This is a genomic window from Altererythrobacter sp. MTPC7 (genome assembly GCF_042851395.1).
Taxonomy (GTDB): domain Bacteria; phylum Pseudomonadota; class Alphaproteobacteria; order Sphingomonadales; family Sphingomonadaceae; genus CAJXSN01.
In genome coordinates, this window is the sequence record NZ_BTGS01000002.1 from 107,609 (window position 1) to 130,382 (window position 22,774).

Below are 22,774 nucleotides of genomic sequence, written 5' to 3' on the forward strand. Positions count from 1 at the left end.
GACGCTCGCAGGCCATGGGAAAGATGCGCAGGAAAGGCGACTTGCCGAGCAAGATTTGCGCGTCCTGCGGCCTGCCGTTCAACTGGCGCAAGAAGTGGGAGCGTGACTGGGACAATGTGAAATATTGTTCCGAACGCTGCCGCCGTTCCGCCAAGTCCGCCGGTCCGGCAACGGGAGCCGGATCGTGAGGGTGGATTTCTACCTGCTGGACGCTGATCCGGTGACCGCCGTCGTCCCCCTGCTGGCGCGCAAGACGCTGGAGGCGGGCGGGCGCCTGTCCATCGCGGCGCGGGACGATGCCTTGCGCACCGCGCTGGACCGTGCCTTGTGGGAACGGGAGGGCGATGCTTTCCTCGCCCATGGTTTCGCATCGGACAGTAATGCGGCGCGCCAGCCGATTCTGCTGGGCGAAGAGCCGACGCAGGCGAACGAGGCCGGTTTTGCTATGCTGGCCGACGGCATCTGGCGTGAGGATGCGCGCGAGTTCGAGCGCGTGATGCTGCTGTTCGGGGAAGAACGCAGGCAGGCCGCGCGCGAATTGTGGAAGGCGTTCTCCACGGAAGATGGGCTGAAAAAGAATTTCCTGAAGCAGGAGGGCGGCCGGTGGCAACGCCTGGGCTAGGCCGTCCGTTCGCGCTACTCGCGGCGGGCGCTCTGGCTCTGGCCGCGTGCGACGGGGAAGAGGAACCGGCCCCCCGGACCGGGACTTACGAAACCGATCCCGAAACAGGGGAGGTGCGCGCATCCGCACCAATGGGCGACCGGGACGCGACCATGCTGTCCGGCCCGGCCATCGCTGCGCCGCTGCAGGTCGATCTTCCCGTCATGCCGGGGGCCGAGGTGACGCAGGCGACCCACGTATCCTCTCCCCGCGGCCTCGAGATCGCATTGATCGAGTTGGTCACGGACGAAAGCCCTTCGGCGGTCGCTGCCTTCTACCGCTCGGCCGCCGACGAAGCCGGCCTGGAAAGCGCGTTCGACATGGGCGGTTCGACAGCCGTCACCTATATCGCGCTGGGCAAGGGGCGGGAACGCCTGACCATGCACGCGGCCCGGGCACGGGTCGCACCCGACAGCAGCCGCGGGCCGATCGTGGATGCAGGGGACGAGGGAGCGCCCGGCGGTGGTGCCGATGGGACTAGCATCACCTACCGCGACGCAACGGCGGTGCAATTGCATATTGTGGCAAGGCGGCGGCAGACGCGGCCGTATCGGGTTCCTGACACGTACGAGCGCCATTCGCCAAGAACGCTTGCCCGAATGGCGCCCCGGCGCTAATGGCGCGGCCCATATCCCCCCGACAATTCAACCAAGCCCAAGGAAATACTCATGGCGGTAACCCGCACCTTTTCGATCATCAAGCCCGATGCCACGCGCCGCAACCTGACCGGTGCCGTCACCAAGATGCTGGAAGAAGCCGGCCTGCGCGTCGTCGCTTCCAAGCGTATCCACATGTCGAAGGAACAGGCCGAAGGCTTCTACGCGGTTCACAAGGAACGCCCCTTCTTCGGTGAACTGGTCGACTTCATGATCAGCGAACCGGTTGTCGTGCAGGTGCTGGAAGGCGAAGATGCCGTCACCCGCAACCGCGACATCATGGGCGCAACCAACCCCGCCGAAGCGGACGAGGGCACCATTCGCAAGACCCACGCGCTGTCCATCGGCGAGAACACGGTCCACGGTTCCGACTCGGAAGAAAATGCCGCTACGGAAATCGCGTTCTTCTTTGACGACAGCGAAATCGTCGGCTGATTGGCCGGATAGCATATCAAACGATATAGGGGGAATGGCGGAAATCCGCCATTCCCCGCATTCGCCTGAACGCAGCCTTTCTGCTAGGTTCTCCTCATGTTCGGGAGGTCCAGGAAAGAGAAGGCGAAGCGGATCATCGCGGCCGTCACGGGCGGCGATGCCGAAGCCGTGCGCCGGCTTGTGACCGAAGATTTCGTCTTCGTCGATTCCAGGCAGGTCGAACTGCGCGGCCGGGACATCTTCCTGCAATTCGTCGAACGCTTTGCGAAACTCGATCTGGATGTCCGGATCGAATATGGCGAACTTGGCGTGTCCGGTGACCAGATCCTGATGTCGGGCGACCAGACGGCCCGCGACGAACGCCTCACCTGCCGAATTCAGTGGCAGATCAGTTTCCGCCGGTCGCGCGTCTGCCGCATCCAGACGTTTCGCGGTGACGAGCCCGTTTCGATCGTTCGCGCAGTCGAGAAATACGGCGACGGTCCGCACCCGTCCGTCAATACGCCTCAGGCTCCCGCCCGGGCTGTGTAGCCGCGAGCCGTTTGGGCGCGACGCTGCGCCAGCTTCGCTCCAGCCAGTATTCGACCTGGCTCCAGTCCACATCCGCGCGGTTCAGCACGATGCCCACCCATCCGCTCGCCCCGTAATAGGCAGGCTTGTAGAACGTGGCCGGGTCGCGTTCGCACAATTGTGCCAGCTCTTCCTGCCCGCTGGTCTTCGCCAGGACCGCGATATGCGGCACACCGTGATGGCGATCGCTGAAATGGGCGAAGAACTTGCCCGACTTGCCTGCCAGCTTGAAGGCTGGGGAACCGTGACTGGTCGTTCGCTCCGTCCCCGGCAGGGCGAGAGCAAGCGCGGCAACCCGTTCCAGCAGGTAATCGGCATCGTAGCCGCGCGACACGTATTCCGACAGCACGCGGGGATAGAGCTGGTGCTCGGCAATCTTCACCCGGCGTGCGAGCGTATCGGGCGTGTCGTCCGCGCCGATGGCGACGCGTACCTGTCCCAGCACCTCGCCGGCGTCCAGTTCCGGAATGACGAGGTGTACCGATGCCCCGCCATGCGTGTCCCCGGCCGCAATCGCGCGCGAATGGGTGTCGAGACCCGGATAGAGCGGGAGGAGCGATGGGTGGATGTTCAGCATCCAGCCTTCCCATTTACGCGCCATCTCGTCGCCCAGGATGCGCATGTATCCGGCCAGTGCGACATGGGTCGCGCCCGCGTACCTGATCGCTGCGTCCATCGCGGCGTCGTGATCGGCCCGTGTCATGCCCCGGTGGGAAAGCGCGAAGGTCGGGATGCTCTCTGCCCGGGCAAGCGCCAGCGCCCCGGCCTCGGGGTCGTTGCTGGCGACCAGCACGATTTCGTAGGCAGCACCGGGCAAGCGGCTGGCATAGAGCAATGCGGCCATGTTCGTGCCGGTCCCGGAAACCAGCACCGCCACCTTCGCCCGGGGATTGTCAGCCAAGATGCGTCGCTTCCCAGGCTTCGCCTGCGGACCACGTGCCCGCGCTCCCGCGGACGGTGCAACCGGACTGGCCCTCCACGATCTCGCCGATCGGCACCACTGTCTCGCCGGCGCCGGACAGGCGCTGCGTCACGGCATCCACATTGGCCGGTGTAACGGCGAGGACCATGCCGATGCCGCAATTGAAGGTGCGGGCCATTTCTTCGGGCGCGATGCTGCCCTGTTCCTGCAGGAACGCCATCAGGCCGGGCTGCTGCCAGGCGTCCGCATCGACGACGGCATGGGCATTGGCGGGCAGGACGCGGGGAATGTTTTCCAGCAGGCCGCCGCCCGTGATGTGGGCCAGCGCATCGATCTCGCCTGCGCGGATCGCAGGCAGCAGGCTGGCCACATAGAGGCGCGTCGGCGCGAGCAGCGTGTCGATCAACGCGCGCTCTGCATCGAACGGGGCGGGCGCTGCCAGATCCCAGCCCTTGTCCGCAGCCAGCCGCCGGACGAGCGAGAAACCGTTGGAATGCACGCCGGAGGACGCGAGGCCCAGCAGGACATGGCCGGGGGCCACACGCTCGCCGGTCAACTGCTCGCCGCGCTCCACCGCGCCGACGCAGAACCCGGCGAGGTCGTAATCGCCCGGTGCATACATGCCGGGCATCTCTGCCGTTTCCCCGCCGATCAGCGCGCATCCGCTTTCCTTGCAGCCGCCAGCGATGCTGGCGACCACCCGCTCCGCCACGCCGTTTTCCAGTTTTCCGGTCGCGAAATAGTCGAGGAAGAAAAGCGGTTCCGCGCCCTGAACGATCAGGTCGTTGACGCACATCGCGACGAGGTCGATTCCCACCCCTTCGTGCCGGTCGTAATCGATGGCGAGCTTCAGCTTGGTCCCGACGCCGTCATTCGCGGCGACGAGAAGCGGGTCTGTGTAGCCAGCCGCCTTCGGATCGAAAAAGCCGCCGAAGCCGCCGATTTCCGCACCTGCACCGGGCCGGGCGGTTGCCTTCACCAGGGGGCCGATCGCCTTCACCAATGCGTTGCCGGCCTCGATCGAGACCCCTGCCTGCGCGTAGGTATAGCCGTCCTGGCCGCTTTGCTTGTCTGGATTGTCCCCGGTCATGTCCACGCCCATACGCATTCGCGCTTGGAATCGCACGGCCCTTTCGGCAAAAGGCTGGCGATTTTCCCCATGACACGGTCCATCGCCCTTCCATCCGTCCCGGTGACGCCCCGAATGCGAGCTTTCGCGCTTGCCGGGTTGTCCGCGATGGCCGTGGCCGGCATTGTCGCAGCGAGCTGGGGTCCGGGCTTCGTCAATGCGCAGGTAGAGGGCGACCGCGGCATTTCCGCGGTGGTGGCGAGTAGCGATATCGATGTCGGCGGGATCGAGGTCGACGTGACCGGCGATTCACCGGAAGATGCGCGCAGCGAAGGCTGGCGAGTGGCGCAGCGCGAGGCATGGGCCAAGATCGGCGGCCCGACGCTGTCCGATGGCCAGTTGCAATCGCTCGTTTCCGCCATCGTGATCGAGCGTGAGCGTGTCGGTCCCCGGCGCTATGTCGCCACGCTGGGCGTCATCTTCGACCGGGCGCGCGCCGGCGGTTACCTCGGCCGCGGCGACCGGCGCGCCCGTTCCGCACCGCTGCTGCTGCTGCCGATGACGGTGACCGGCGGATCGCAGCTGATCTACGAACAGCGCAATCCATGGCAGCGCGCATGGGCGGAATACCAGGCCGGATCCAGCCGGATCGACTATGTCCGTCCGTCGGGCGCGGGCGGCGATTCCCTGCTGATCACCGCGGGCCAGCTGAACCGGCGAAGCCGCGCATGGTGGCGCAATATCCTGAACCAGTTCGGCGCATCGGACGTGATCGTTGCCATTGCCAGGCTGGACCATGAATATCCCGGCGGCCCCGTTAGCGGGCACTTCATTGCACGCCACGGTCCCGACAACGAATATCTCGATAGCTTCACCCTGCGCGTCGGCAATCCGCGGCAGATCCCGGCCATGTACGAACAGGCGATCGAGCGGTTCGAGACGGTCTACGAAAAGGCGCTGGCGGACGGTGTGCTGAAGCCCGATCCCACGCTCAACCAGACCGGCGGGCGCATCGATCCCGCGATCCAGCAACTGATCGATGCCGGCCGGCGGGCAGAGCAGGAAGCCGCCGCCGCACGCCGCGCGGCAGAGGCTGCGCGCAACCGGGAAGCGCAGGCGGATACGCCTTCGGACGAACCGACAGCGGCACCGGAACCGGCAGCCGCCGCGTCCTATGTCGTCTATTTCGCGACGCCCGATGCGGGCTCTATCGACGCCTCGCTGGCCGGGGTCCGCTCCACTCCGGGCGTGCGCGGCGCGGCGACGACCTCGCTGGCCATCGGGGGCACATCGGTGATGAGCGTGACCTATACGGGATCGCTGTCCGAACTGGCAGCGGCGCTGCGGGGCCGCGGCTTTGCGGTTACGCAGGGTTCGAACGCGCTTTCCGTCAGGCGCTAGGCCGGCGGCTGGTGGCTGCCCCTTCCCAGATTGCGCTCCCGCTTGCGCCTGGCGCCGACGGACAGGCCCACAGGATCATCGTCGGGTCCGCCAACCGCAAGGCCGTCGATGCGCTGGCCGATCCCTTGGCCTGGCCCTATCGCACCGCTATCCTCACCGGACCTCCGCGCTCGGGCAAGTCGCTGCTGGCGCGCTGGTTCGAACTGGCGGGGAAGGGCGCGATTATCGACGGCGCGGATACAATCGACGAAACGGAGCTGTTCCACCGCTGGAACCGGGCGCAGGAAGAAGGCGAGGCTTTGCTCCTGGTGGCAAAGGACGAAGCGTGGGACATAGCGCTGCCCGACCTCAGGTCCCGCCTCGGCGCGGCGCTTCACATAGGCATCGGCCAACCCGACGATGCCATGCTGGCAGAGCTGATCGAACTGCACGCGGCGCGCCATGGCTTGGCATTGGGCGAGGGCGCTCTTACCTATCTCGTGCCGCGCGTAACCCGCAGCTTTGCCGAGATAGAGCGGGTGGTGGCAGCGATCGACCGGCTGAGCCTCGAGCGCAAGGCACCGCCGACCATGGGCATCTGGCGCGACGCGCTGGAGGCCGTGCAGGGCCCGGAACAGGCCCGCCTGTTGTGAGGTCCTGCGGCGCAGCTTGCGCCGGGGATGAAAAAGTGGGAGATTCCGGAGGATGAGACGCCCATGCTGAATGGCCTGATCCGTTATCTGGACTCGGTTCGCGCGCGCGATCCGGCCCCGCGCTCGCGCTGGGAAATTCTGCTGTATCCCGGCGTGCTCGCCCTTGGCCTGCACCGCGTGGCGCACTGGCTTTTCGAGGCGAAGCTGTATTTCCTGGCCCGCTTCGTGAACCATTTCTCGCGCTTCCTGACCGCGATCGACATTCATCCCGGCGCGAAGATCGGGAAGAACCTGTTCATCGACCACGGCTTTACCGTCATCGGGGAAACCGCCGTGATCGGCGACGATGTGACCATCTACCAATGCGTGACGCTGGGCGGGACGAACCCGACCAACGGCATTGGCGGGAAGCGGCATCCGACTATCGGCGATAGCGTCATCATCGGTTCCGGCGCGCAGGTCATCGGCCCCATAACGGTGGGCCGCCGTGCGCGTATCGGGGCCAATGCTGTCGTCACCGACGAAGTGCCGGAAGGCGCGACGATGATCGGGCTGAAGGCGCGCAGCACGCTGGTCCCGGCGGAGGAATGGCTGCGCGAATTCCTTCCCTACGGCACGCCCTGCGACGATCCGTGCGAAGAGCAGTTCGGGGAGAAGGTCGCCGAGGGCAGTCGCCGGGTCGAAGTTCTGGAGGCCGACCTCGCCGCCCTGAAGGCGGAGCTGGAGGCGCTGAAAGCCGAACGCCTGACGCCACCTGCCGATGGGGGCATCGGCCGCCGTAGCGGGACCGCCGACTGATGGTATCCAGCCCCGGCGCAAAAATTGTCGCCTTCCCTGCCGCCCGCGCAAACCAGATCGGTTTCCAGCGCGACGAATTGCAGCGCATCCTGGACCTGTACGGCCGCATGGTCGCAGCCGGCGAATGGCGCGACTACGCAATGGACTTCACGAAGGATGCCGCCATCTTCGCAGCCTTCCGCCGCGCCGCGGAACGCCCGCAGGCGCGGGTGGAGAAACGACCGTCGCTGCGCAACCGGCAGGGGCTGTGGACCCTGTTCGGCGAGCATGGCCAGGTGCTGAAGCGCGGGCACGACCTCGCCGGCGTGCTGGCCCCGATGGAACGACGCCTGCTGAAAGCGGTCGACGACTAGCCCTGTAACAAGGCGCGGCACTGCGAACGCGTTGTCGGCACGAAAAAGGCCCGCGCTCCCTTCCAGGGGGCGCGGGCCTTTCTCTTGATATGGAGTCCCTGCCGGTCAGGAACCGGCGGGCCTCAGCCCCGTGCGCTGTCGGGACCGGTGCCGGTCACCTTCTGCATGGCGGTCAGGATCGCGCCCGACTGCTCGTTACCGGATTTCGGCGCCTTGAGGTTGGAGAAGTCGCTGATCTTGTCCCAGTTCTCGGCGAAACCTTCGACCGTACGCTCGCCGTCGGGCAGCCAGACGGCGTCGTTCATCACGGTCCAGCTGGAGTGGAAGCCACCAGCGCCTGCGCCGACGATGGCGTTGGACGGGCTGTCTTCACTCACCAGGAACAGCGCGGCGGGGACGACATTGACCGGGTCGAACAGCTTGAACGCCTCTTCGGGGAACAGGTCCTGCGTCATGCGCGTGCCTGCGACGGGCGACAGGGTGTTCACCTTGATGTTGTACTTCGCGCCTTCGAGATACAGCGTCTTCGTCAGGCCGGCGAGGCCCAGCTTGGCCGCGCCGTAATTCGCCTGGCCGAAATTGCCGAACAGGCCGGTGCTGCTGGCGGTCATCAGGATGCGGCCATAGGCCTGCTCGCGCATGGTTTCCCACACGGCCTTGGTGGCGAACGCGCTGCCGGTCAGGTGGACCTTGACCACGAATTCGAAGTCTTCCGGGCTCATCTTGGCGAAGCTCTTGTCGCGCAGGACGCCGGCATTGTTGATGAGGATGTGGACGCCGCCCCACTTCTGCTTGGCGTCGGCGACCATCTTTTCCATCTGGTCGAATTCGGTGACGCTGCCGCCATTGGCCATGGCTTCGCCGCCGGCCTTCTCGATTTCCTCGACAACCTGCGCCGCTGCGTCGGAAGAACCGGTTCCGTCGCGCGAACCGCCCAGGTCGTTGACGACGACCTTCGCACCGCGGCGGGCGAGTTCGAGGGCGTATTCCTTGCCCAGGCCGCCGCCTGCGCCGGTGACGATGGCGACTTTGTCTTTGAACGAAATGCTCATGGGGTGTCTCTCCACTTGAGGGTGATAAATGGCTTGAGCGCGTGCCTTACGCACACGTCAATCGCCGGCACGGGTGGCAGGTTCCATGCTGCGTTGCAACAGCGGAAAGACGGGGCCTGCGTGCCGTAAGGTCAGGCCGCGCGGGGCGTGTTACAATGCTTCAAGCGCGGGCAACAAATCCTCGAATCGCTCGATTACGGCGTCCGCCCCCAGCTCGGCTGGCGGCTTGTCGCAATAGCCATAGGCTGCCGCGACGACCGGCACGCCTGCCGCCTTCGCCGCGTTCACGTCGTATGTGCTGTCCCCGACAAAGGCGAAGCGGGCATCCGATGCGCAGCACGCGCGCCGCGCCTCGATCACCGGGTCGGGCTTGGGCTTGGCATTGCCTTTCCCCATCGTATCGCCGCCGATGATGGCGACGAAGCGGTCCGCCATGCCAAGCTGGGTCAGGACAGAGCGGGCGAACGCTTCGAACTTGTTGGTCACGACAGCCATGGTCACGCCCTTGGCCGCCAGCGTGTCGAGCGTTTCCAGCACGCCCGGATAGGGCCGGGAATGGACCGCGTTGTTCTCGGCGTAATAGGCCAGCATCTGCTTGTAGAGCGCGTGGAATTCGTCGTCCGCCATGCCGCCCTGCCGGTCCACCGCGCGTTTCAGCATGATCTTCGCGCCCCCGCCGATCAGGTCCTTGCTGCTGTCCACCGGCACGGGCGCGAAGCCGCCGGCTTCCAGTGCGTGGTTCACCGCCGCTCCCAGGTCGCGGAAGGTGTCCAGCAGCGTGCCGTCCAGATCGAAGCCGATTGCGGCGAAAGGAAAATCGTTCATACGCGCTGGCCTGACGCAAGCTTCTTCATTCCGCAAGGAAAGGGTGGCAAAGGGAGCAAAATTCAGGAGTTCGCATGACCGATTTCGCCGCCGTCATCCTCGCCGCGGGCAAGGGCACCCGCATGAAAAGCGACCTGCACAAGGTGCTGCACCCGATTGCCGGGCGCTCCATGCTGCATCACCTGATGGCCTCGGTCGACACGCTGTCACCGGCACGCAAGGTCGTCGTCGTCGGGGCCGGGCGCGAGCAGCTGGAAGCGGCGCTGGGGGACGATGCGCAGACCTGCCTGCAGGAACCGCAGCACGGCACGGGTCACGCGGTGCAGCAGGCGCGCGAGGCGCTGTCCGGCTTCACCGGCGCGGTGCTGGTCATGTATGGCGACGTGCCCTTCGTGCGGCCGGAAACGATGCAGGCCATGCTCGACCGGCTGGAGGAAGGCGATGCCCCCGCCGCGGTGGTGCTGGGCTTCGAGCCGGAGGATGCGGGCGCCTATGGCCGGGTGTTGACCGATGACGAGGGCCGCATCGCCAAGATGGTCGAATACAAGGATGCGAGCGAGGAAGAGCGCGGCTGCACGCTGTGCAATTCGGGCCTGATGGCGGCGAGGGCGGACGACCTGTTCGCGCTGCTCGACCGGGTGGGCAACGACAACGCGCAGGGCGAATACTACCTGCCCGACATCGTGAATATTGCGCTGGCCGACGGTCGGACCTGCGCGGCGGTGACCACCGACAGCCCGGACGAGGTGCAGGGTATCAACAGCCGCGCGGAACTGGCGCGGGCAGAGGCGCAGTGGCAGGACGTGCGGCGCGAGGACGCCATGGCGGACGGGGTTACGCTGAAGGCACCGGAAACCGTCTTCTTCAGTTACGATACGCAGCTGGGCCGCGATGTGGTCGTGGAACCGAATGTCGTTTTCGGTCCTGGCGTCAAAATCGCGGACAAATGCACGGTGCGCGCCTTCAGTCACCTGGAAGGCGCAACGCTGGGCGAGGGCTGCGAGGTCGGCCCCTACGCCCGCCTGCGCCCCGGCGCGGTGCTGGAAAAAGGCGCGAAGGTCGGTAATTTCGTCGAAATGAAGAAGGCGGTGCTGGGCGAGGGCGCAAAGGTGAACCACCTGACCTATCTCGGCGATGCCACGGTGGGAGCGGGAGCCAATATCGGCGCAGGCACCATCACCTGCAATTACGATGGCTATTTCAAATACCAGACGAAGATCGGCGAGCGGGCCTTCATCGGATCGAACAGCGCACTGGTTGCGCCGGTATCGATCGGCGCGGATGCCATCGTCGCGGCCGGCAGCACGGTGACGCGGGACGTGGACGACGGAGAACTGCGGATGGAACGGGCGGAACAGGCGGTGAAGCCGGGTTGGGCCGACAGGTTCCACGATGCGATGAAGAAGAAAAAAGCAGCCGCGGCGAAATCGTGAAGCGGCTCTGTGGCATCGGGGCGGTGCTGGCGCTGGCCGCCTGCAGCGATCCCGCACCGGAAGCTGGCCGTGCGGACGCCGCACCGGGCGCAGGCGTGGAAACTGGCGAAGTGGCGGAGCGCCCTGTGCGCGAGGTTGCAAAGACGGCCGGTGTCCAGACATCAGTACCCCCGCAAGTGGCTTGCAGCCAGTCGGAACAGACGATCTTTTCCTGCGAAACCTCCGGCGGGCGGACCATTGCCGTGTGCGGCAGCGATGGCGAGGTCCAGTACCGGTTCGGCGAACGCCTGGCGGAAATCGTCCTCACCGGCGGTCGCTTCGCGCAAGTGCCCTATGCCGGCGGCGGCGAGGCGCAGGTCGCGTTTATCAATGGCGAGACGCGCTACATCGTCTTCAGCCGGATCGTCCGGACCAATTTCGAACCGGGGGAGCCGAACCATCCGAAGATCACCGACGGCGTGATGGTGGTTCGCGGCGGCAAGATTGTCGCGGAACGGATTTGCAAGGCCGAGACGGTCGACAGCGTCGATGTCGCAGCAGGGGAGACTTATGGCGGAGTGTCGCGGGAAATCTTCATTCCGGACTGATCCGCTGCGGATCAGCTAGGGGCTGCGTCGTTGCCCCGGATGGTCCGGATGGACGCCAGGACGGCGATACACACGGCAATCACGAATTGCGGGAAGGCGAAGAACAGGACGCCATCGGTCATGCTCATCGCCCCCAGACCTGCTAGTCCGCCCATGGCCGGCAAAGCGACGGACGAATTGGCGGCTATCCACCCGCGCAGCCGCGAAAGGCCGGTCAGCGCGATTACCGCAAGCGACAGGGCGCCGACAATTCCCCAGTCGAACAGGACCTGCATGATCATGTTGTGGGGATGCGCGTTCGCATCGTTCGATGCTGCCACCTTGGTACGCCAATTGTTCTGGCCATAGCCTAGAAGGGGGGCCTCGGTGATTTTCTGCGCCGTCTGCGCCCACATTTCCGTCCTGATGCCGATGGACGGGCTCTTCTTCTCGGCCTCCCCGGTGGTCCGGCCGACAATGTTCTCCAGGCCGTAATGCTTGCTTTCGGGGGCGGTCAGGAATGTCAGCGGCATCACGGCTGCCGCCAGGAGAATGACCGACAGGAAAAGTTTCAATCGCTGGCCCGGCCCCATGACCACCATCAACGCGGCGGTAATCACGAGCACCGACAGGAAGGGCGAACGGCCGCCGGTCCATGCCACGAAATAAAGTCCGGCAGCGGTCAGCAGGAACGGGATCAGCCACTTGCCGGGCTCTGTCGGCCGGAGGTCCGATGCGGCCAGCAGACCGACACCGATCCCTGCAAGCGACACCGCGTAGAAGCCGAGGTGGCGGACATTGGTCACGGCCAGTCCGAACAGCATCCAATCAAAACCCTGCTCTGCAACGGCGAGCGAGGCATAGATGTGGGCTAGAAGAACGAACGCGGCGATCCCGGCGGCCAGCGCAACGAGGGCTGCGCGGCGCAGCGGAGCCCAATTGTTCGCAAACCGGTCATGCAGGGCGATGGCCGTCATCACATGGATGACCGAATAGGTCAGGAAGATCACTGCAGCAGGTCGGTCATCCGCAAGAAATGCGGCACCCACCGCGCCTGCAAACCAGGTGCCCAGGGGCCATGAAACGCTGCGCGGCAGGAACCCGATGGCCGGCACCGGGCGAAAGCCGCCGGCACGTGCTGTCAGGATCAGCGCGATTTCGATGCCGATGACCGGCAGCCAGAGGCCGCGGGTGACACTGGCACCTTGCGAAAGGTCGAAGGTCAATGCGCCGAAAAGCGGGGCGCACGTAGCGATCAGGAGAAGCGCGAGCGGCCCGGCATAACGGGAAACCGTCGCAGGGGACTCAGCCGTCGACATGTTCCGCGAGCACGGTCAGGCCCTTGTCGCCGACCTCGGCAAAGCCGCCGCGCACGGCGATTTCCTCGGGCGCAGCGCCTTCGCTGCGATAGACCTGCACCGCGCCGTCACGAATGACGGACATGAAGGGCGCATGCCCCTCCAGCACGCCGAAATCGCCATCCGCACCGGGAACGACCACCATGTGGACTTCCTCGGAACGGACCTGCTTTGCCGGGGTGACGAGTTCGAAATGGAGGGGCATGTCGCTTGGTTTCCAGTTGCGGAGTGCTTAGGCTTCGTCGGCCATCTTCTTGGCCTTCTCGACCGCCTGGTCGATGCCGCCGACCATGTAGAAGGCGTTTTCCGGCAGGTGGTCGTATTCGCCGTCCACGACTGCCTTGAACGACTTCACCGTGTCTTCCAGCTGGACGAACTCGCCCGGAATGCTGGTGAAGACTTCGGCCACGTGGAACGGCTGGCTGAGGAACTTCTGGATCTTGCGCGCACGGGCGACGGTCAGCTTGTCCTCTTCCGACAGCTCGTCCATCCCGAGAATGGCGATGATGTCCTGCAGCGACTTGTACTTCTGCAGCGTTTCCTGGACCTTGCGAGCGGTTTCGTAGTGCTCCTGGCCCACGACGCGCGGCTCCAGCACGCGGCTGGTGGAATCGAGCGGGTCGACGGCCGGATAAATGCCCAGCTCCGAAATCGCGCGGTTCAGCGTCGTCGTGGCGTCGAGGTGGGCAAACGAGGTTGCAGGCGCCGGGTCGGTAAGGTCATCGGCGGGAACGTAGATGGCCTGCACCGAGGTGATCGACCCCTTCGTGGTGGAGGTGATGCGTTCCTGCAGATTGCCCATGTCGGTCGACAGGGTCGGCTGGTAGCCCACGGCCGAAGGAATACGGCCGAGCAGGGCCGACACTTCCGAACCCGCCTGCGTGAAGCGGAAGATGTTGTCGACGAAGAACAGGACGTCCTGGCCTTCCTCGTCACGGAAATATTCCGCCATGGTCAGGCCCGAGAGAGCAACGCGGGCACGTGCGCCCGGAGGCTCGTTCATCTGGCCGAAGACGAGGGCCACCTTGGACCCTTCGGGCGTCGCGACGCCGTTCGCGTCCTTCTTGATGACCTCTGCATCGAGGAATTCGTGGTAGAGGTCGTTCCCTTCACGGGTACGCTCACCCACGCCGGCGAAGACAGACACGCCGCCGTGACCCTTCGCGATGTTGTTGATCAGTTCCTGAATGAGAACGGTCTTGCCGACGCCGGCGCCGCCGAACAGGCCGATCTTGCCGCCCTTTGCATAAGGGGCGAGAAGGTCGATCACCTTGATGCCCGTGACCAGAATGGCCGCTTCGGTCGACTGGTCGATGAAGGCCGGGGCTTCGGCGTGGATCGGCATCGACTTTTCCGCGCCGACGGGGCCCAGTTCGTCGATCGGCTCACCGATGACATTCATGATGCGGCCCAGCGTCTTGGGACCGACGGGCACGCTGATCTGCGCGCCGGTGTTGGTCACTTCGCTGCCGCGCGTCAGGCCTTCGGTCGCGTCCATCGCGATGGTGCGGACGGTGTTCTCGCCAAGATGCTGCGCGACTTCGAGAACCAGCGTGTTGTCGCCGTTCTTCGTTTCGAGAGCGGTGAGGATCGGCGGCAGTTCGCCTTCGAACTGCACGTCGACGACGGCGCCGATGACCTGGGCAATCGTGCCGTTGGTGGTCTGGTTGAGTACGGGTGCGGTGGCCATTGGTTCAGTCCTGCCTGGCAATTGGTGGGCGGATAAGGGGCGCTTCAGCGGAAATGGTTACTGGGCGCAAACAGTTTCGGGATCGGAGAGCGTCCACTCGTCTTCGCCCGGGGTGAGAGTTGCGGAATCGCGGAGATATTCATCGTCGCCGAGACCGTATTCGCAGATGACGTCTTCGCTGCCGATGCCGGCGCGCTTGCAGACGGCCGTGTTGACCGATTCCGCTTCAGGGCAGGCTTCTGCAAAGACCGTGGTGAACAGGGCCTGGTCGGGGGCGGGCAGCGTGTTCACCGGCTCGGGCGCCACGGTCTCGGCCGGGGCCGGTTCGGCAGCAGGCTCTTCGCCGCAGGCTGCGAGAAGGAATGCGGGGGCGAGGATGAGGGCAAACTTGGTCACGGTGGTATCTACGTCCTGTAATCTTCGTGTTGGTCGGGCCGTCCCGGGGGAGGGCGGCCCGCTGGTTACAGCGCCTCGGCGCCTGCGATGATTTCGATGAGTTCCGTCGTAATCGCGGCCTGGCGGCTGCGGTTGTACTGGATGGTGAGATCGTTGATCAGGTCGCCGGCATTGCGCGTGGCGTTGTCCATCGCGGTCATCGACGCACCCTGCTCGGACGCCTCGCGTTCCAGCAATGCGCCGAAGATCTGCGTCTTCACATAGCGCGGCAGCAATTCCTCGAGGATTTCTTCCTCGCCGGGCTCGTATTCGACCACGGCATCGCTCGCCGCCGTTTCCTCGGGCGAGGGGACGGGGATCAGCTGGTCGACCGTCGGGTCCTGCGCCAGTGCCGACTTGAAAACCGGATAGACGAGGTGGGCGACGTCGAATTCGCCTTTCTCGAAGCGTTCGATCAGATCGTCCGCGATACCTTCCGCCTCGTCGAAGCCGGGGGTCTTCACTTCGCTGGTGTCGAAATGGCCTTCGATGCGGTCCGCGTAATCGCGGCGGATCGGGGCGCGGCCCTTCTTGCCGACGAGGTAGAACTGCACGTCCTTGCCTTCTGCCAGCAACGCCTTCGCCTTGGCCTTGGCAGCCTTCACGATGTTGGAGTTGAGACCGCCGCACAGGCCCTTGTCGGTGTTGACGACGACCAGCAGGTGACGCTTGTCGCTGCCGGTTCCGGCCAGAAGCCGCGGCGCGCTGTCACCGCCGCCGACCTTGCCCGCGAGCGAGGCCATGACGTCCGACAGACGCTCGGCATAGGGGCGCGCAGCTTCGGCAGCGGCCTGCGCGCGGCGAAGCTTCGCCGCGGCGACCATCTGCTTGGCCTTGGTGATCTTCTGGGTCGATTTGACCGACCCGATCCGATCTTTCAGTTCTTTCAGCGAGGCCATCTTGGCTCCCTAACTCTTACCGAACTCAGGCGAACTGCTTTGCGAAGGTGTCGAGCGCCTTCACGGTTGCATCCTTGGTGTCGCCTTCGAACTTCTTGCTCGTGCGGATGTCCTTCAGGATGTCGGCATGTTCGTTGCGCATGAAGCTGAGCATGGCGGTTTCGTATTCCGTCACCCGGTCGACCGCGACATTGTCGAGATAACCGTTGGTGCCGGCGAAGATCGACACGGTCTGCTCTTCGAACGGCATGGGCGAGAACTGCGGCTGCTTGAGCAGTTCCGTCAGGCGCGCACCGCGGCTCAGCAGTTTCTGCGTCGATGCGTCGAGGTCCGAACCGAACTGCGCGAAGGCCGCCATTTCGCGGTACTGCGCCAGCTCCAGCTTGATCGAGCCCGACACCTTCTTCATCGCCTTCGTCTGGGCGGCACCGCCCACGCGGCTGACCGACAGGCCGACGTTAATGGCCGGACGCACGCCCTGGTAGAACAGGTCGGTTTCGAGGAAGATCTGGCCGTCGGTGATCGAGATCACGTTGGTCGGGATGTAGGCCGACACGTCGCCCGCCTGCGTTTCGATGATCGGCAGGGCGGTCAGCGAACCGCCGCCATTGTCGTCGTTCATCTTCGCCGCACGCTCCAGCAGGCGGCTGTGCAGGTAGAAGACGTCGCCCGGATAGGCTTCGCGGCCCGGGGGACGACGCAGCAGCAGGGACATCTGGCGATAGGCCACGGCCTGCTTCGAAAGGTCGTCGTAGACGATGACGGCGTGCATGCCGTTGTCGCGGAAGAATTCACCCATCGTGCAGCCGGTATAGGGCGCGAGATACTGCAGCGGAGCAGGCTCCGACGCGGTGGCGGCGACGACGATGGAGTATTCCATCGCGCCGTTTTCTTCCAGGCTCTTCACGATCTGCGCGACGGTGGAACGCTTCTGGCCCACGGCGACGTAGATGCAGTACAGCTTCTCGCCCTCGTCGTCGCCCTGGTGGGCTTCGCGCTGGTTGATGAAGGTGTCGATGGCAACGGCGGACTTGCCGGTCTGGCGGTCGCCGATGATCAGTTCGCGCTGGCCGCGGCCGACCGGCACGAGGGCGTCGATCGCCTTCAGGCCCGACTGCACCGGCTCGTCGACCGATTTACGCGGGATGATGCCCGGCGCCTTCACCTCGACGCGGCGACGCTCGACGTTCTCGATCGGGCCCTTGCCGTCGATCGGGTTGCCCAGTGCGTCGACCACGCGGCCCAGCAGGCCCTTGCCGACGGGAACGTCCACGATGGTCTCGGTCCGCTTGACGCTGTCGCCTTCCTTGATCTCGGCGTCGGAGCCGAAGATCACGACGCCGACATTGTCGGCTTCGAGGTTGAGGGCCATGCCCTGCACGCCATTGGCGAATTCGACCATTTCACCGGCCTGGACCTTGTCGAGGCCGTGGATGCGGGCGATGCCGTCGCCCACGCTGAGCACGGTACCGACTTCGCTGACTTCGGCCTGGGTGCCGAAATTGGCGATCTGGTCCTTGATGACCTTGGAGATTTCTGCGGCGCGGATTTCCATGGGTTCGTCCTTTAGGCCTTCATGGCTTGTGCAAGAGAATTGAGGCGGGTGCGGATCGAGCCGTCGATGCGCTTCGACCCCAGTGTAACGACGAGACCGCCGAGCAGGTCCGGGTCGACGCTGTGCGACAGCTTGACCGTGCGGCCTTCGCGGGCGGTGAGTTTCTGGCGCAGCGTCTCGAGCTGCTCGTCCGTCAGCGCGTGGGCGCTGGTGACCTCTGCGGTGACTTCGCCGCGCTGTGCCGCCGCGATGATGCGGAACGCGCGGATCATGCCGGGCAGGGTCGACAGGCGGCGGTTCTGCGCCAGCACGGCGAGAAACTTCTTCGTGAGGTCCGACAGGCCCAGCACGGTGGCCACGCCTTCGATCGCCTGGCCCTGCTGGACGCGGCTGATCTGCGGATTGCTGGTGACGGCCCGCAGCTCGCCCGATTCGGCGAGAGCGGCGTCCAGCTTGTCGAGATCGGATTCGACTGCGGTCACGACTCCGTCTTCGGCTGCCAGATCGAACAGCGCGGAAGCATAACGGCCTGGCAGGCTGGCCTGAATACCGGCGGAAATCTCCACTGGGCGAAGTCCTCTCGGAAAAGCGGGAATAACATTGCGAACGCCTGCGCACCGGGCACGGGTGACGTGTCCTTGCGAAGCTGGCGCGCGCCTAGCAGCCCCCCCACCGCGATGCAAGGCGCGAGCGGGGACATCTTCCCTGCCCGAGCGAAAAGGAGTAGGCGAAGGGCCGGGATTATACGGGAGGAGAGGACCGATGAAGCTGACCCCGATGGCGCCCCGATGCGGCGTGGAGATTTCCGGCGTGACCCTGGCGCAGGCCGAGGGCGACACGCTCGATTCGATAAGGCAGGCAATCTGGGAACACGGCGTGGCGGTGTTTCGCGATCAGGATTTCTCGCCCGACGATCACATCGCCTTCGCCCGCCGCTGGGGCGGGATCGACGTGAACAATTACTTCCCTCTCCATGGCGAGCAGCCCGAAATCGCCATCGTGAAGAAGGAAGCCGACGAGTCGACCAATATCGGCGGGGCGTGGCATACCGATCATTCCTACGACCAGGTGCCGGCCATGGGGTCCATCCTGGTGGCGCGCGACCTTCCCCCGCAAGGCGGCGATACCGAATGGGCGCATATGGGGGCGGCCTACGACGCGCTGCCACAGGACCTGAAGGACGAGATCGAGGAGCTGGAGGCGTTCCATACCGCCGACCATGTCTACAAGGCGGACGGCATCTACGCGAAGACCGACATGGGCAAGAATTTGCGCGGACAGGACCTGAAGACGGGCGCCGTCCACCCAGTCGTGGTCCGCCATCCGCAAACGGGGCGCAAGCTGCTCTACGTCAATGGCAGCTTCACCATCAATTTCGTTGGCCGGACGCGCGAGGAAAGCCTGCCGCTGCTGCAGAGGCTGCTGGATGCGGCGCTGACCGGGGACAATCAGTGCCGCCTCCAATGGCGGCCGGGCACGGTCGCGATCTGGGACAATCGCACGACGTGGCACAACGCGCTGAACGATTACCAGGGCCACCGGCGCGAGATGCACCGGATCACGCTGAGCGGGGAACCGCTGGCGGCCTGAGCACTTTGCAGCCCGCCAGTCCGCCCGCTTACCGGCTTTGGATCTCGCACTGGTAGACCAGCCGTTCGTTGGGCCTTTGCGGAAGGCCGGCGATGACCGCGCCCTGCAGGTCGCCAAGGCGCGAGGATGCTCCCTCGGCCTCGCAGGACGGGGTGGAGTAGGCGCTGCGTGCCTCGCGCGCGGCGGCCATGTCGCTCCGGGTCAGCAGGTACCGGTCGACGCGGTAGGTCCGGCTGCCCGGGGCATAGCTGTTGACCGAGACGACCGCTTCCTCGTTCGGGACGAAGACGCGGCTCCATTCGCCGGAGGTCTGCCCGTATTGCGTTCGCCCGTTGACGCAGCCATCCGGGGTCCAGCTGAATTCGACCGTTTCCGCAGGAGCGCCGGTGATGCGGCTTCGCTCTGGCTGGAGGCGGCAGATCAGCGTAATTTCACCCTCGGGCGTTGCCGGACCTGCCTCGCCGCTTTCGCCGTCCTGCCCCTCGGCCATGGCGGCGGCGACCCGGCGGTCCACCGCGTCGAGACCGGGCCGCGTGAACCAGAGGGCGAGCGCCGCCACCAGCAGGGCGGCGGCCGCGACGGCGAGGGCGATGGCGATGCCGTACCGCGGCGGGTCGGCTTCGTAGGTGCCCTCATCAATATCGGTGTCCGTCTGGAGGCTCGGGATGCCCTCTCGGCGCACAGCCGAGGCCCAGCGCTGCCAGGCCGCGAAACCGCAGGCCACGCCTGCCAGCAGAAGAACCAGCGCCAGCGCCATGCGGTCTTCGCGTTCGGCCTGGACTTCCTGCGTCGCTTCCAGCTGCGCACGGGCGAGGCGTTCGCGCTGGGCCTCGCTCCTGTCTTCCAGTTCCGCCTGCGCCAGCATCTGCTCGCGCGCTGCCCGTTCGCGTTCCTCTGCATCCAAATCGGCGAGACTGCGGCAGGGGCTGGCATTGACGCGCGGCGAGATGTCCGCTGCCGAGAGGAAAGGAAGCAGCTCGCGGTTGGAGACGGCGAAATAGAATTCTCCATCCGCGCCTTCGCTGTCCGCGCCGAAACTGTTCACGCCGAGCACGCGGCCACACGCATCCAGCAGCGGTCCGCCCGAATTGCCCCGCGCGATGGGCGCTGTATGCAGCAGCGTGTCGAATTCGCGGCTGGGCCGCTCGCCCGACAGGAAGCCCCGGCTTTTCACCGGCGGCTGGCTGCGGATGATGTCGCCGATGTCGAGGCCCTGCGCGCGGTCGACATTCATGGGATAGCCCACCGCCGTCGCCTCGCCGCTGCCCGGACGCTGTCCGGCCAGCGTCAGGGGCGGCAGGCGCAGGTCGCCGGTAATCTCGATCAGGGCGAGGTCTGCGCGCGGGCTGAACTGGACGAGCCGGGCATAGGTGCTTTCCGCCCCGTCGCCCGGCACGATGCCGATGCGAAGTTCCGGATCGGCCTGCGCCTGCATCACGACATGGGCATTGGTCACGATCTGCGTCGGGCTGACCGTAAAGCCCGTCCCGTGGCTGATCGGGCGCGGTGCATCATCGGGGTAGCCGTCCGTCCCTTCCAGGATCACGACACGAACCACGCCGCGCGCTGCAGCCTCGATATCGGCGGGCTCTGCCAGCGCCGGGGCCAGTGGCGCGGCCAACAGGATCGCGAACAGCGCGAGAAGTCTTTTCATGCCCCCGCTTCTATCGCCGCGCGCTTTGACCGCAAGCTTCGGGATGCCACCCGTGTCTCGCTGCGCTAGGGAAGGGGCATGACGCAGGACACGCAAGAACAGGCGGAAAGCGACGATGCGCGCTGGGCAGCCGTGCTGCGCCGCGACCGAGCGATGGACGGCCGGTTCGTCACCGGCGTGCTGTCGACGGGTATCTATTGCCGCCCGTCCTGCGCCGCGCGCCATCCTGCGCGCAGGAATGTGCGCTTCTTTGCCGATGGAGCTCAGGCGCGCAAAGCCGGCCTGCGCGCCTGCAAGCGCTGCCTGCCCGACGACGTCGCCCGTGACGAGGCCGCCGTGCTGGCGGCCATCGAGACGATCAGGCAATCCCGCTCACGCTCGTCGCTGGCGGAACTGGCGGCGGCATCGGGCTATTCCCCCGGCCATTTCCAGCGCCTGTTCAAGCGGGCGACGGGCCTGTCACCTGCCGCCTATGACCGGGCGCTGAAGGAAGAGCGGGCGAAAGATGCGCTGGGCAAGGCGGAGCGGGTGAGCGACGCAATCTACGATGCGGGCTACGAGGCGCCGAGCCGCTTCTATGCAGCGATGGAGGACAGGATGGGCATGACGGCGAGCGACTGGCGGAACGGCGGCAGGGGCCGCGTCATTCATTGGAGCGTGGTCGATACCAGCATCGCCCCCATGTTGGTTGCCGCGACCGAGATCGGCGTATGCTGTCTCAGCTTCAATGAAGGCGAAGCGGATTTGCGTGCCCGTTTTCCCAACGCCGAACTGCACGAAGGAAGCGAGTCGTTTCGCAAATTGTTCGAACGGGTGGCCGAGGCGGTGGAGACGCCCGGCAGCGGCGCAGACATCCCGCTCGACGTGCGCGGCACGGCGTTCCAGCAGCGGTGCTGGCAGGCCTTGCGCGAAATCCCTGCCGGCGATACGCGCAGTTACGGCGAACAGGCGGCCATGCTGGGCAATCCGAAGGCCAGCCGCGCGGTCGGCAGCGCCAATGGCGCGAACAATATCGCGGTCCTTATCCCCTGCCACCGCGTGGTGCAGGCGGATGGTTCGATCGGCGGTTATGCTTACGGGCCGGAGATCAAGGCCGAATTGCTGAGGCGCGAGGGCGCAGGGGCGGACTGAAGCCGGATACGGTCAGCCTTTTGCCCGTTCATCCTCGATCTGCGCGGCCTGTTTCGCCAGCGGAATGTCGAGGTGGATGATCGTCCCCGTACTGCCGCGAATGACGTTGAGCTCGCCCTGTAGACCGGCGACCAGAGTCGTGACGATCCGCGCACCCAGATTGCCCTCGTGCGGCCAGTTGCAATCGTCCGGAATGCCGACGCCGTCATCCTCGATCGAGATACGCAACCGATCTTCCGACAGGAGAATGGCGCGCGAAATCAACGTGCCTTCATCCCGGCCTTTGAACGCGTGTTGCAGCGAATTGGTCAGGATTTCCGAGACGATCAGACCGATCCGTGCTGCCGTTTCGGTCTCCACCTTGATTGTGTCGGCTTCGAAATTGGCTTTCACCCCCGGGCGGCCGTCGAGATGATTGATCGCCGATGAAATGCGGGTCAGGTAAGCGCCCAGCGCGATGGTCTTCTCCGACGCACGTCCAGCGCCGCCTGCATCCATCTCCTGATACAGAAGCTGGAGCGCCTCGACCCGGCGCGAAAGGGAATCGAAATCGGCTTCCGTCTTCACCGGCTTGCGCGCCTGCAGGCGGATCATGCTGATGACCATGGACAGGTGGTTCTTCACCCGGTGCTGGACTTCGGCCAGCTGGTTCTCGACCGTTTCCGACGGGGTGGGGGAAATATCGGACCCCATATCGTACTGGATGCCGACGTAAAAATCGCTTGTCTCGCCCTCTTTCTCCTCCAGCGGGCCCATGACCAGGCGATTCCAGAACCCCTCGCCATTGGCGCGGTAGTTATAGATGCTGGTCTCGATTTCCTCGCGCTTGTGAATTGCCCTGGAAAGCTGCCTGACCTTCTCTTGATCGGTTTTCTCGCCCTGCAGGAAACGGCAATTGCGCCCCAGGACGGACGCGGAGGAATAGCCGGTCATCTGTTCGAACGCGCGGTTTACATATACCAGCGGCTCGTCTTCCAGCGAAAGGTTCGCGATAGTGAGCGAGAACGGCAGTCGCTCATACGCACGCTGGTCTTCTGGTTCGTTATTATCTGCCATGACTGTCCCTGTTTGCCGCCTCTTTTTAAGCGC

Annotated in this window: 26 protein-coding genes; 13 read left to right on the forward strand and 13 right to left on the reverse strand. The window is 65.3% G+C overall.

Features of this window, described 5'->3' with window-relative positions; all coding sequences use genetic code 11:
* Positions 1-14: 14 nt before the first annotated feature.
* The 5 genes from ACGHJ7_RS02285 to ACGHJ7_RS02305 all read left to right on the forward strand — a co-directional run bounded on the left by ACGHJ7_RS02285 (position 15) and on the right by ACGHJ7_RS02305 (position 2,283).
* Positions 15-188 carry a DUF2256 domain-containing protein gene (locus ACGHJ7_RS02285; RefSeq protein ID WP_390474281.1) on the forward strand — a complete coding sequence of 58 codons (174 nt, stop codon included), beginning with the start codon at positions 15-17 and terminating at the stop codon, positions 186-188.
* Complete coding sequence (locus tag ACGHJ7_RS02290) at positions 185-622, forward strand: DNA polymerase III subunit chi (protein ID WP_390474283.1); 438 nt, start codon at positions 185-187, stop codon at positions 620-622. Before ACGHJ7_RS02285 ends, ACGHJ7_RS02290 begins: the two co-directional genes overlap by 4 nt.
* Complete coding sequence (locus tag ACGHJ7_RS02295) at positions 604-1,278, forward strand: hypothetical protein (protein ID WP_390474285.1); 675 nt, start codon at positions 604-606, stop codon at positions 1,276-1,278. Before ACGHJ7_RS02290 ends, ACGHJ7_RS02295 begins: the two co-directional genes overlap by 19 nt.
* A 51-nt stretch (positions 1,279-1,329) precedes the next feature.
* The gene (ndk, locus tag ACGHJ7_RS02300; protein ID WP_390474287.1) at positions 1,330-1,752 is read left to right on the forward strand and encodes a nucleoside-diphosphate kinase; all 423 of its coding nucleotides are present in this window, start codon (positions 1,330-1,332) and stop codon (positions 1,750-1,752) included.
* 96 nt (positions 1,753-1,848) lie between these two features.
* On the forward strand, positions 1,849-2,283 hold the full coding sequence (locus ACGHJ7_RS02305) for a nuclear transport factor 2 family protein (RefSeq protein ID WP_390474289.1): 435 nt from the start codon (positions 1,849-1,851) through the stop codon (positions 2,281-2,283).
* Here the strand turns inward: ACGHJ7_RS02305 and purN are convergent.
* Both purN and purM read right to left on the reverse strand, forming a co-directional pair.
* Positions 2,249-3,223: a phosphoribosylglycinamide formyltransferase gene (purN, locus tag ACGHJ7_RS02310; RefSeq protein WP_390474291.1), complete on the reverse strand. Its 975-nt coding sequence runs from the start codon at positions 3,221-3,223 to the stop codon at positions 2,249-2,251. The genes ACGHJ7_RS02305 and purN overlap by 35 nt on opposite strands.
* On the reverse strand, positions 3,216-4,334 hold the full coding sequence (gene purM, locus ACGHJ7_RS02315) for a phosphoribosylformylglycinamidine cyclo-ligase (protein WP_390474533.1): 1,119 nt from the start codon (positions 4,332-4,334) through the stop codon (positions 3,216-3,218). The genes purN and purM overlap by 8 nt, the downstream gene beginning before the upstream one ends.
* 69 nt (positions 4,335-4,403) lie before the next feature.
* On the opposite strand from purM, the gene ACGHJ7_RS02320 reads away from it, so the two are divergent.
* From ACGHJ7_RS02320 to ACGHJ7_RS02335, 4 genes are all read left to right on the forward strand, one after another.
* Positions 4,404-5,714 (forward strand): heavy-metal-associated domain-containing protein, encoded by a 1,311-nt coding sequence (locus ACGHJ7_RS02320; RefSeq protein WP_390474293.1) that lies wholly within the window; start codon positions 4,404-4,406, stop codon positions 5,712-5,714.
* Positions 5,715-5,725: 11 nt separating this feature from the next.
* Positions 5,726-6,346 carry an ATPase gene (locus ACGHJ7_RS02325; protein WP_390474295.1) on the forward strand — a complete coding sequence of 207 codons (621 nt, stop codon included), beginning with the start codon at positions 5,726-5,728 and terminating at the stop codon, positions 6,344-6,346.
* Positions 6,347-6,409: 63 nt separating this feature from the next.
* A complete protein-coding gene (gene epsC, locus ACGHJ7_RS02330) occupies positions 6,410-7,144 on the forward strand; it encodes a serine O-acetyltransferase EpsC (protein ID WP_390474534.1) in 735 nt (244 codons plus the stop codon).
* Entirely contained in the window at positions 7,144-7,497 is a 354-nt protein-coding gene (locus tag ACGHJ7_RS02335; protein WP_390474297.1) for a DUF2794 domain-containing protein, read from the forward strand. The genes epsC and ACGHJ7_RS02335 overlap by 1 nt, the downstream gene beginning before the upstream one ends.
* 122 nt (positions 7,498-7,619) lie before the next feature.
* On the opposite strand, the gene ACGHJ7_RS02340 is transcribed toward ACGHJ7_RS02335, so the two are convergent.
* A complete protein-coding gene (locus ACGHJ7_RS02340) occupies positions 7,620-8,549 on the reverse strand; it encodes an SDR family NAD(P)-dependent oxidoreductase (protein ID WP_390474299.1) in 930 nt (309 codons plus the stop codon).
* Positions 8,550-8,699: 150 nt separating this feature from the next.
* A complete protein-coding gene (locus ACGHJ7_RS02345) occupies positions 8,700-9,374 on the reverse strand; it encodes an HAD hydrolase-like protein (protein WP_390474301.1) in 675 nt (224 codons plus the stop codon).
* A 74-nt stretch (positions 9,375-9,448) separates the two neighbouring features.
* On the opposite strand from ACGHJ7_RS02345, the gene glmU reads away from it, so the two are divergent.
* Positions 9,449-10,807, forward strand: a complete 1,359-nt coding sequence (gene glmU, locus ACGHJ7_RS02350; protein WP_390474303.1) for a bifunctional UDP-N-acetylglucosamine diphosphorylase/glucosamine-1-phosphate N-acetyltransferase GlmU — start codon at positions 9,449-9,451, stop codon at positions 10,805-10,807.
* Entirely contained in the window at positions 10,804-11,394 is a 591-nt protein-coding gene (locus tag ACGHJ7_RS02355; RefSeq protein WP_390474305.1) for a hypothetical protein, read from the forward strand. Before glmU ends, ACGHJ7_RS02355 begins: the two co-directional genes overlap by 4 nt.
* Positions 11,395-11,405: 11 nt before the next feature.
* Here ACGHJ7_RS02355 and ACGHJ7_RS02360 read toward each other — a convergent pair whose 3' ends face one another.
* From ACGHJ7_RS02360 to ACGHJ7_RS02390, 7 genes are all read right to left on the reverse strand, one after another.
* The gene (locus ACGHJ7_RS02360) at positions 11,406-12,692 is read right to left on the reverse strand and encodes an O-antigen ligase family protein (RefSeq protein WP_390474307.1); all 1,287 of its coding nucleotides are present in this window, start codon (positions 12,690-12,692) and stop codon (positions 11,406-11,408) included.
* Positions 12,679-12,936 (reverse strand): ATP synthase F1 subunit epsilon, encoded by a 258-nt coding sequence (locus ACGHJ7_RS02365; protein WP_390474309.1) that lies wholly within the window; start codon positions 12,934-12,936, stop codon positions 12,679-12,681. The genes ACGHJ7_RS02360 and ACGHJ7_RS02365 overlap by 14 nt, the downstream gene beginning before the upstream one ends.
* A 27-nt stretch (positions 12,937-12,963) precedes the next feature.
* A complete protein-coding gene (gene atpD, locus ACGHJ7_RS02370; protein WP_390474311.1) occupies positions 12,964-14,421 on the reverse strand; it encodes a F0F1 ATP synthase subunit beta in 1,458 nt (485 codons plus the stop codon).
* 57 nt (positions 14,422-14,478) lie between these two features.
* On the reverse strand, positions 14,479-14,817 hold the full coding sequence (locus ACGHJ7_RS02375) for a hypothetical protein (RefSeq protein WP_390474313.1): 339 nt from the start codon (positions 14,815-14,817) through the stop codon (positions 14,479-14,481).
* Between the two features lie 65 nt (positions 14,818-14,882).
* Positions 14,883-15,755: a F0F1 ATP synthase subunit gamma gene (locus ACGHJ7_RS02380; RefSeq protein WP_390474314.1), complete on the reverse strand. Its 873-nt coding sequence runs from the start codon at positions 15,753-15,755 to the stop codon at positions 14,883-14,885.
* Between the two features lie 25 nt (positions 15,756-15,780).
* On the reverse strand, positions 15,781-17,310 hold the full coding sequence (gene atpA / locus ACGHJ7_RS02385; protein ID WP_390474316.1) for a F0F1 ATP synthase subunit alpha: 1,530 nt from the start codon (positions 17,308-17,310) through the stop codon (positions 15,781-15,783).
* A gap of 11 nt (positions 17,311-17,321) precedes the next feature.
* Positions 17,322-17,876 (reverse strand): F0F1 ATP synthase subunit delta, encoded by a 555-nt coding sequence (locus ACGHJ7_RS02390; protein WP_390474317.1) that lies wholly within the window; start codon positions 17,874-17,876, stop codon positions 17,322-17,324.
* Positions 17,877-18,072: 196 nt separating this feature from the next.
* Between ACGHJ7_RS02390 and ACGHJ7_RS02395 the strand changes: the two genes are divergently transcribed.
* Positions 18,073-18,900: a TauD/TfdA dioxygenase family protein gene (locus tag ACGHJ7_RS02395; RefSeq protein ID WP_390474319.1), complete on the forward strand. Its 828-nt coding sequence runs from the start codon at positions 18,073-18,075 to the stop codon at positions 18,898-18,900.
* Between the two features lie 28 nt (positions 18,901-18,928).
* Here the strand turns inward: ACGHJ7_RS02395 and ACGHJ7_RS02400 are convergent, their stop codons facing one another.
* Positions 18,929-20,554 (reverse strand): S1C family serine protease, encoded by a 1,626-nt coding sequence (locus ACGHJ7_RS02400; RefSeq protein WP_390474321.1) that lies wholly within the window; start codon positions 20,552-20,554, stop codon positions 18,929-18,931.
* A 78-nt stretch (positions 20,555-20,632) separates the two neighbouring features.
* On the opposite strand from ACGHJ7_RS02400, the gene ACGHJ7_RS02405 reads away from it, so the two are divergent.
* A complete protein-coding gene (locus ACGHJ7_RS02405) occupies positions 20,633-21,685 on the forward strand; it encodes a bifunctional transcriptional activator/DNA repair enzyme AdaA (protein WP_390474323.1) in 1,053 nt (350 codons plus the stop codon).
* 12 nt (positions 21,686-21,697) lie between these two features.
* On the opposite strand, the gene ACGHJ7_RS02410 is transcribed toward ACGHJ7_RS02405, so the two are convergent.
* Entirely contained in the window at positions 21,698-22,741 is a 1,044-nt protein-coding gene (locus tag ACGHJ7_RS02410; RefSeq protein ID WP_390474325.1) for a PAS domain-containing protein, read from the reverse strand.
* Positions 22,742-22,774: the final 33 nt, after the last annotated feature.

Coding starts and splice junctions, on each gene's coding strand:
- ACGHJ7_RS02285 (WP_390474281.1), top strand. CDS start 15: ATGGGAAAGATGCGCAGGAAAGGCGACTTGCCGAGCAAGATTTGCGCG.
- ndk (WP_390474287.1), top strand. CDS start 1,330: ATGGCGGTAACCCGCACCTTTTCGATCATCAAGCCCGATGCCACGCGC.
- ACGHJ7_RS02305 (WP_390474289.1), top strand. CDS start 1,849: ATGTTCGGGAGGTCCAGGAAAGAGAAGGCGAAGCGGATCATCGCGGCC.
- purM (WP_390474533.1), bottom strand. CDS start 4,334: ATGACCGGGGACAATCCAGACAAGCAAAGCGGCCAGGACGGCTATACC.
- ACGHJ7_RS02320 (WP_390474293.1), top strand. CDS start 4,404: ATGACACGGTCCATCGCCCTTCCATCCGTCCCGGTGACGCCCCGAATG.
- epsC (WP_390474534.1), top strand. CDS start 6,410: ATGCTGAATGGCCTGATCCGTTATCTGGACTCGGTTCGCGCGCGCGAT.
- ACGHJ7_RS02335 (WP_390474297.1), top strand. CDS start 7,144: ATGGTATCCAGCCCCGGCGCAAAAATTGTCGCCTTCCCTGCCGCCCGC.
- ACGHJ7_RS02340 (WP_390474299.1), bottom strand. CDS start 8,549: ATGAGCATTTCGTTCAAAGACAAAGTCGCCATCGTCACCGGCGCAGGC.
- ACGHJ7_RS02345 (WP_390474301.1), bottom strand. CDS start 9,374: ATGAACGATTTTCCTTTCGCCGCAATCGGCTTCGATCTGGACGGCACG.
- glmU (WP_390474303.1), top strand. CDS start 9,449: ATGACCGATTTCGCCGCCGTCATCCTCGCCGCGGGCAAGGGCACCCGC.
- ACGHJ7_RS02360 (WP_390474307.1), bottom strand. CDS start 12,692: ATGTCGACGGCTGAGTCCCCTGCGACGGTTTCCCGTTATGCCGGGCCG.
- ACGHJ7_RS02365 (WP_390474309.1), bottom strand. CDS start 12,936: ATGCCCCTCCATTTCGAACTCGTCACCCCGGCAAAGCAGGTCCGTTCC.
- atpD (WP_390474311.1), bottom strand. CDS start 14,421: ATGGCCACCGCACCCGTACTCAACCAGACCACCAACGGCACGATTGCC.
- ACGHJ7_RS02380 (WP_390474314.1), bottom strand. CDS start 15,755: ATGGCCTCGCTGAAAGAACTGAAAGATCGGATCGGGTCGGTCAAATCG.
- atpA (WP_390474316.1), bottom strand. CDS start 17,310: ATGGAAATCCGCGCCGCAGAAATCTCCAAGGTCATCAAGGACCAGATC.
- ACGHJ7_RS02395 (WP_390474319.1), top strand. CDS start 18,073: ATGAAGCTGACCCCGATGGCGCCCCGATGCGGCGTGGAGATTTCCGGC.
- ACGHJ7_RS02400 (WP_390474321.1), bottom strand. CDS start 20,554: ATGAAAAGACTTCTCGCGCTGTTCGCGATCCTGTTGGCCGCGCCACTG.
- ACGHJ7_RS02405 (WP_390474323.1), top strand. CDS start 20,633: ATGACGCAGGACACGCAAGAACAGGCGGAAAGCGACGATGCGCGCTGG.
- ACGHJ7_RS02410 (WP_390474325.1), bottom strand. CDS start 22,741: ATGGCAGATAATAACGAACCAGAAGACCAGCGTGCGTATGAGCGACTG.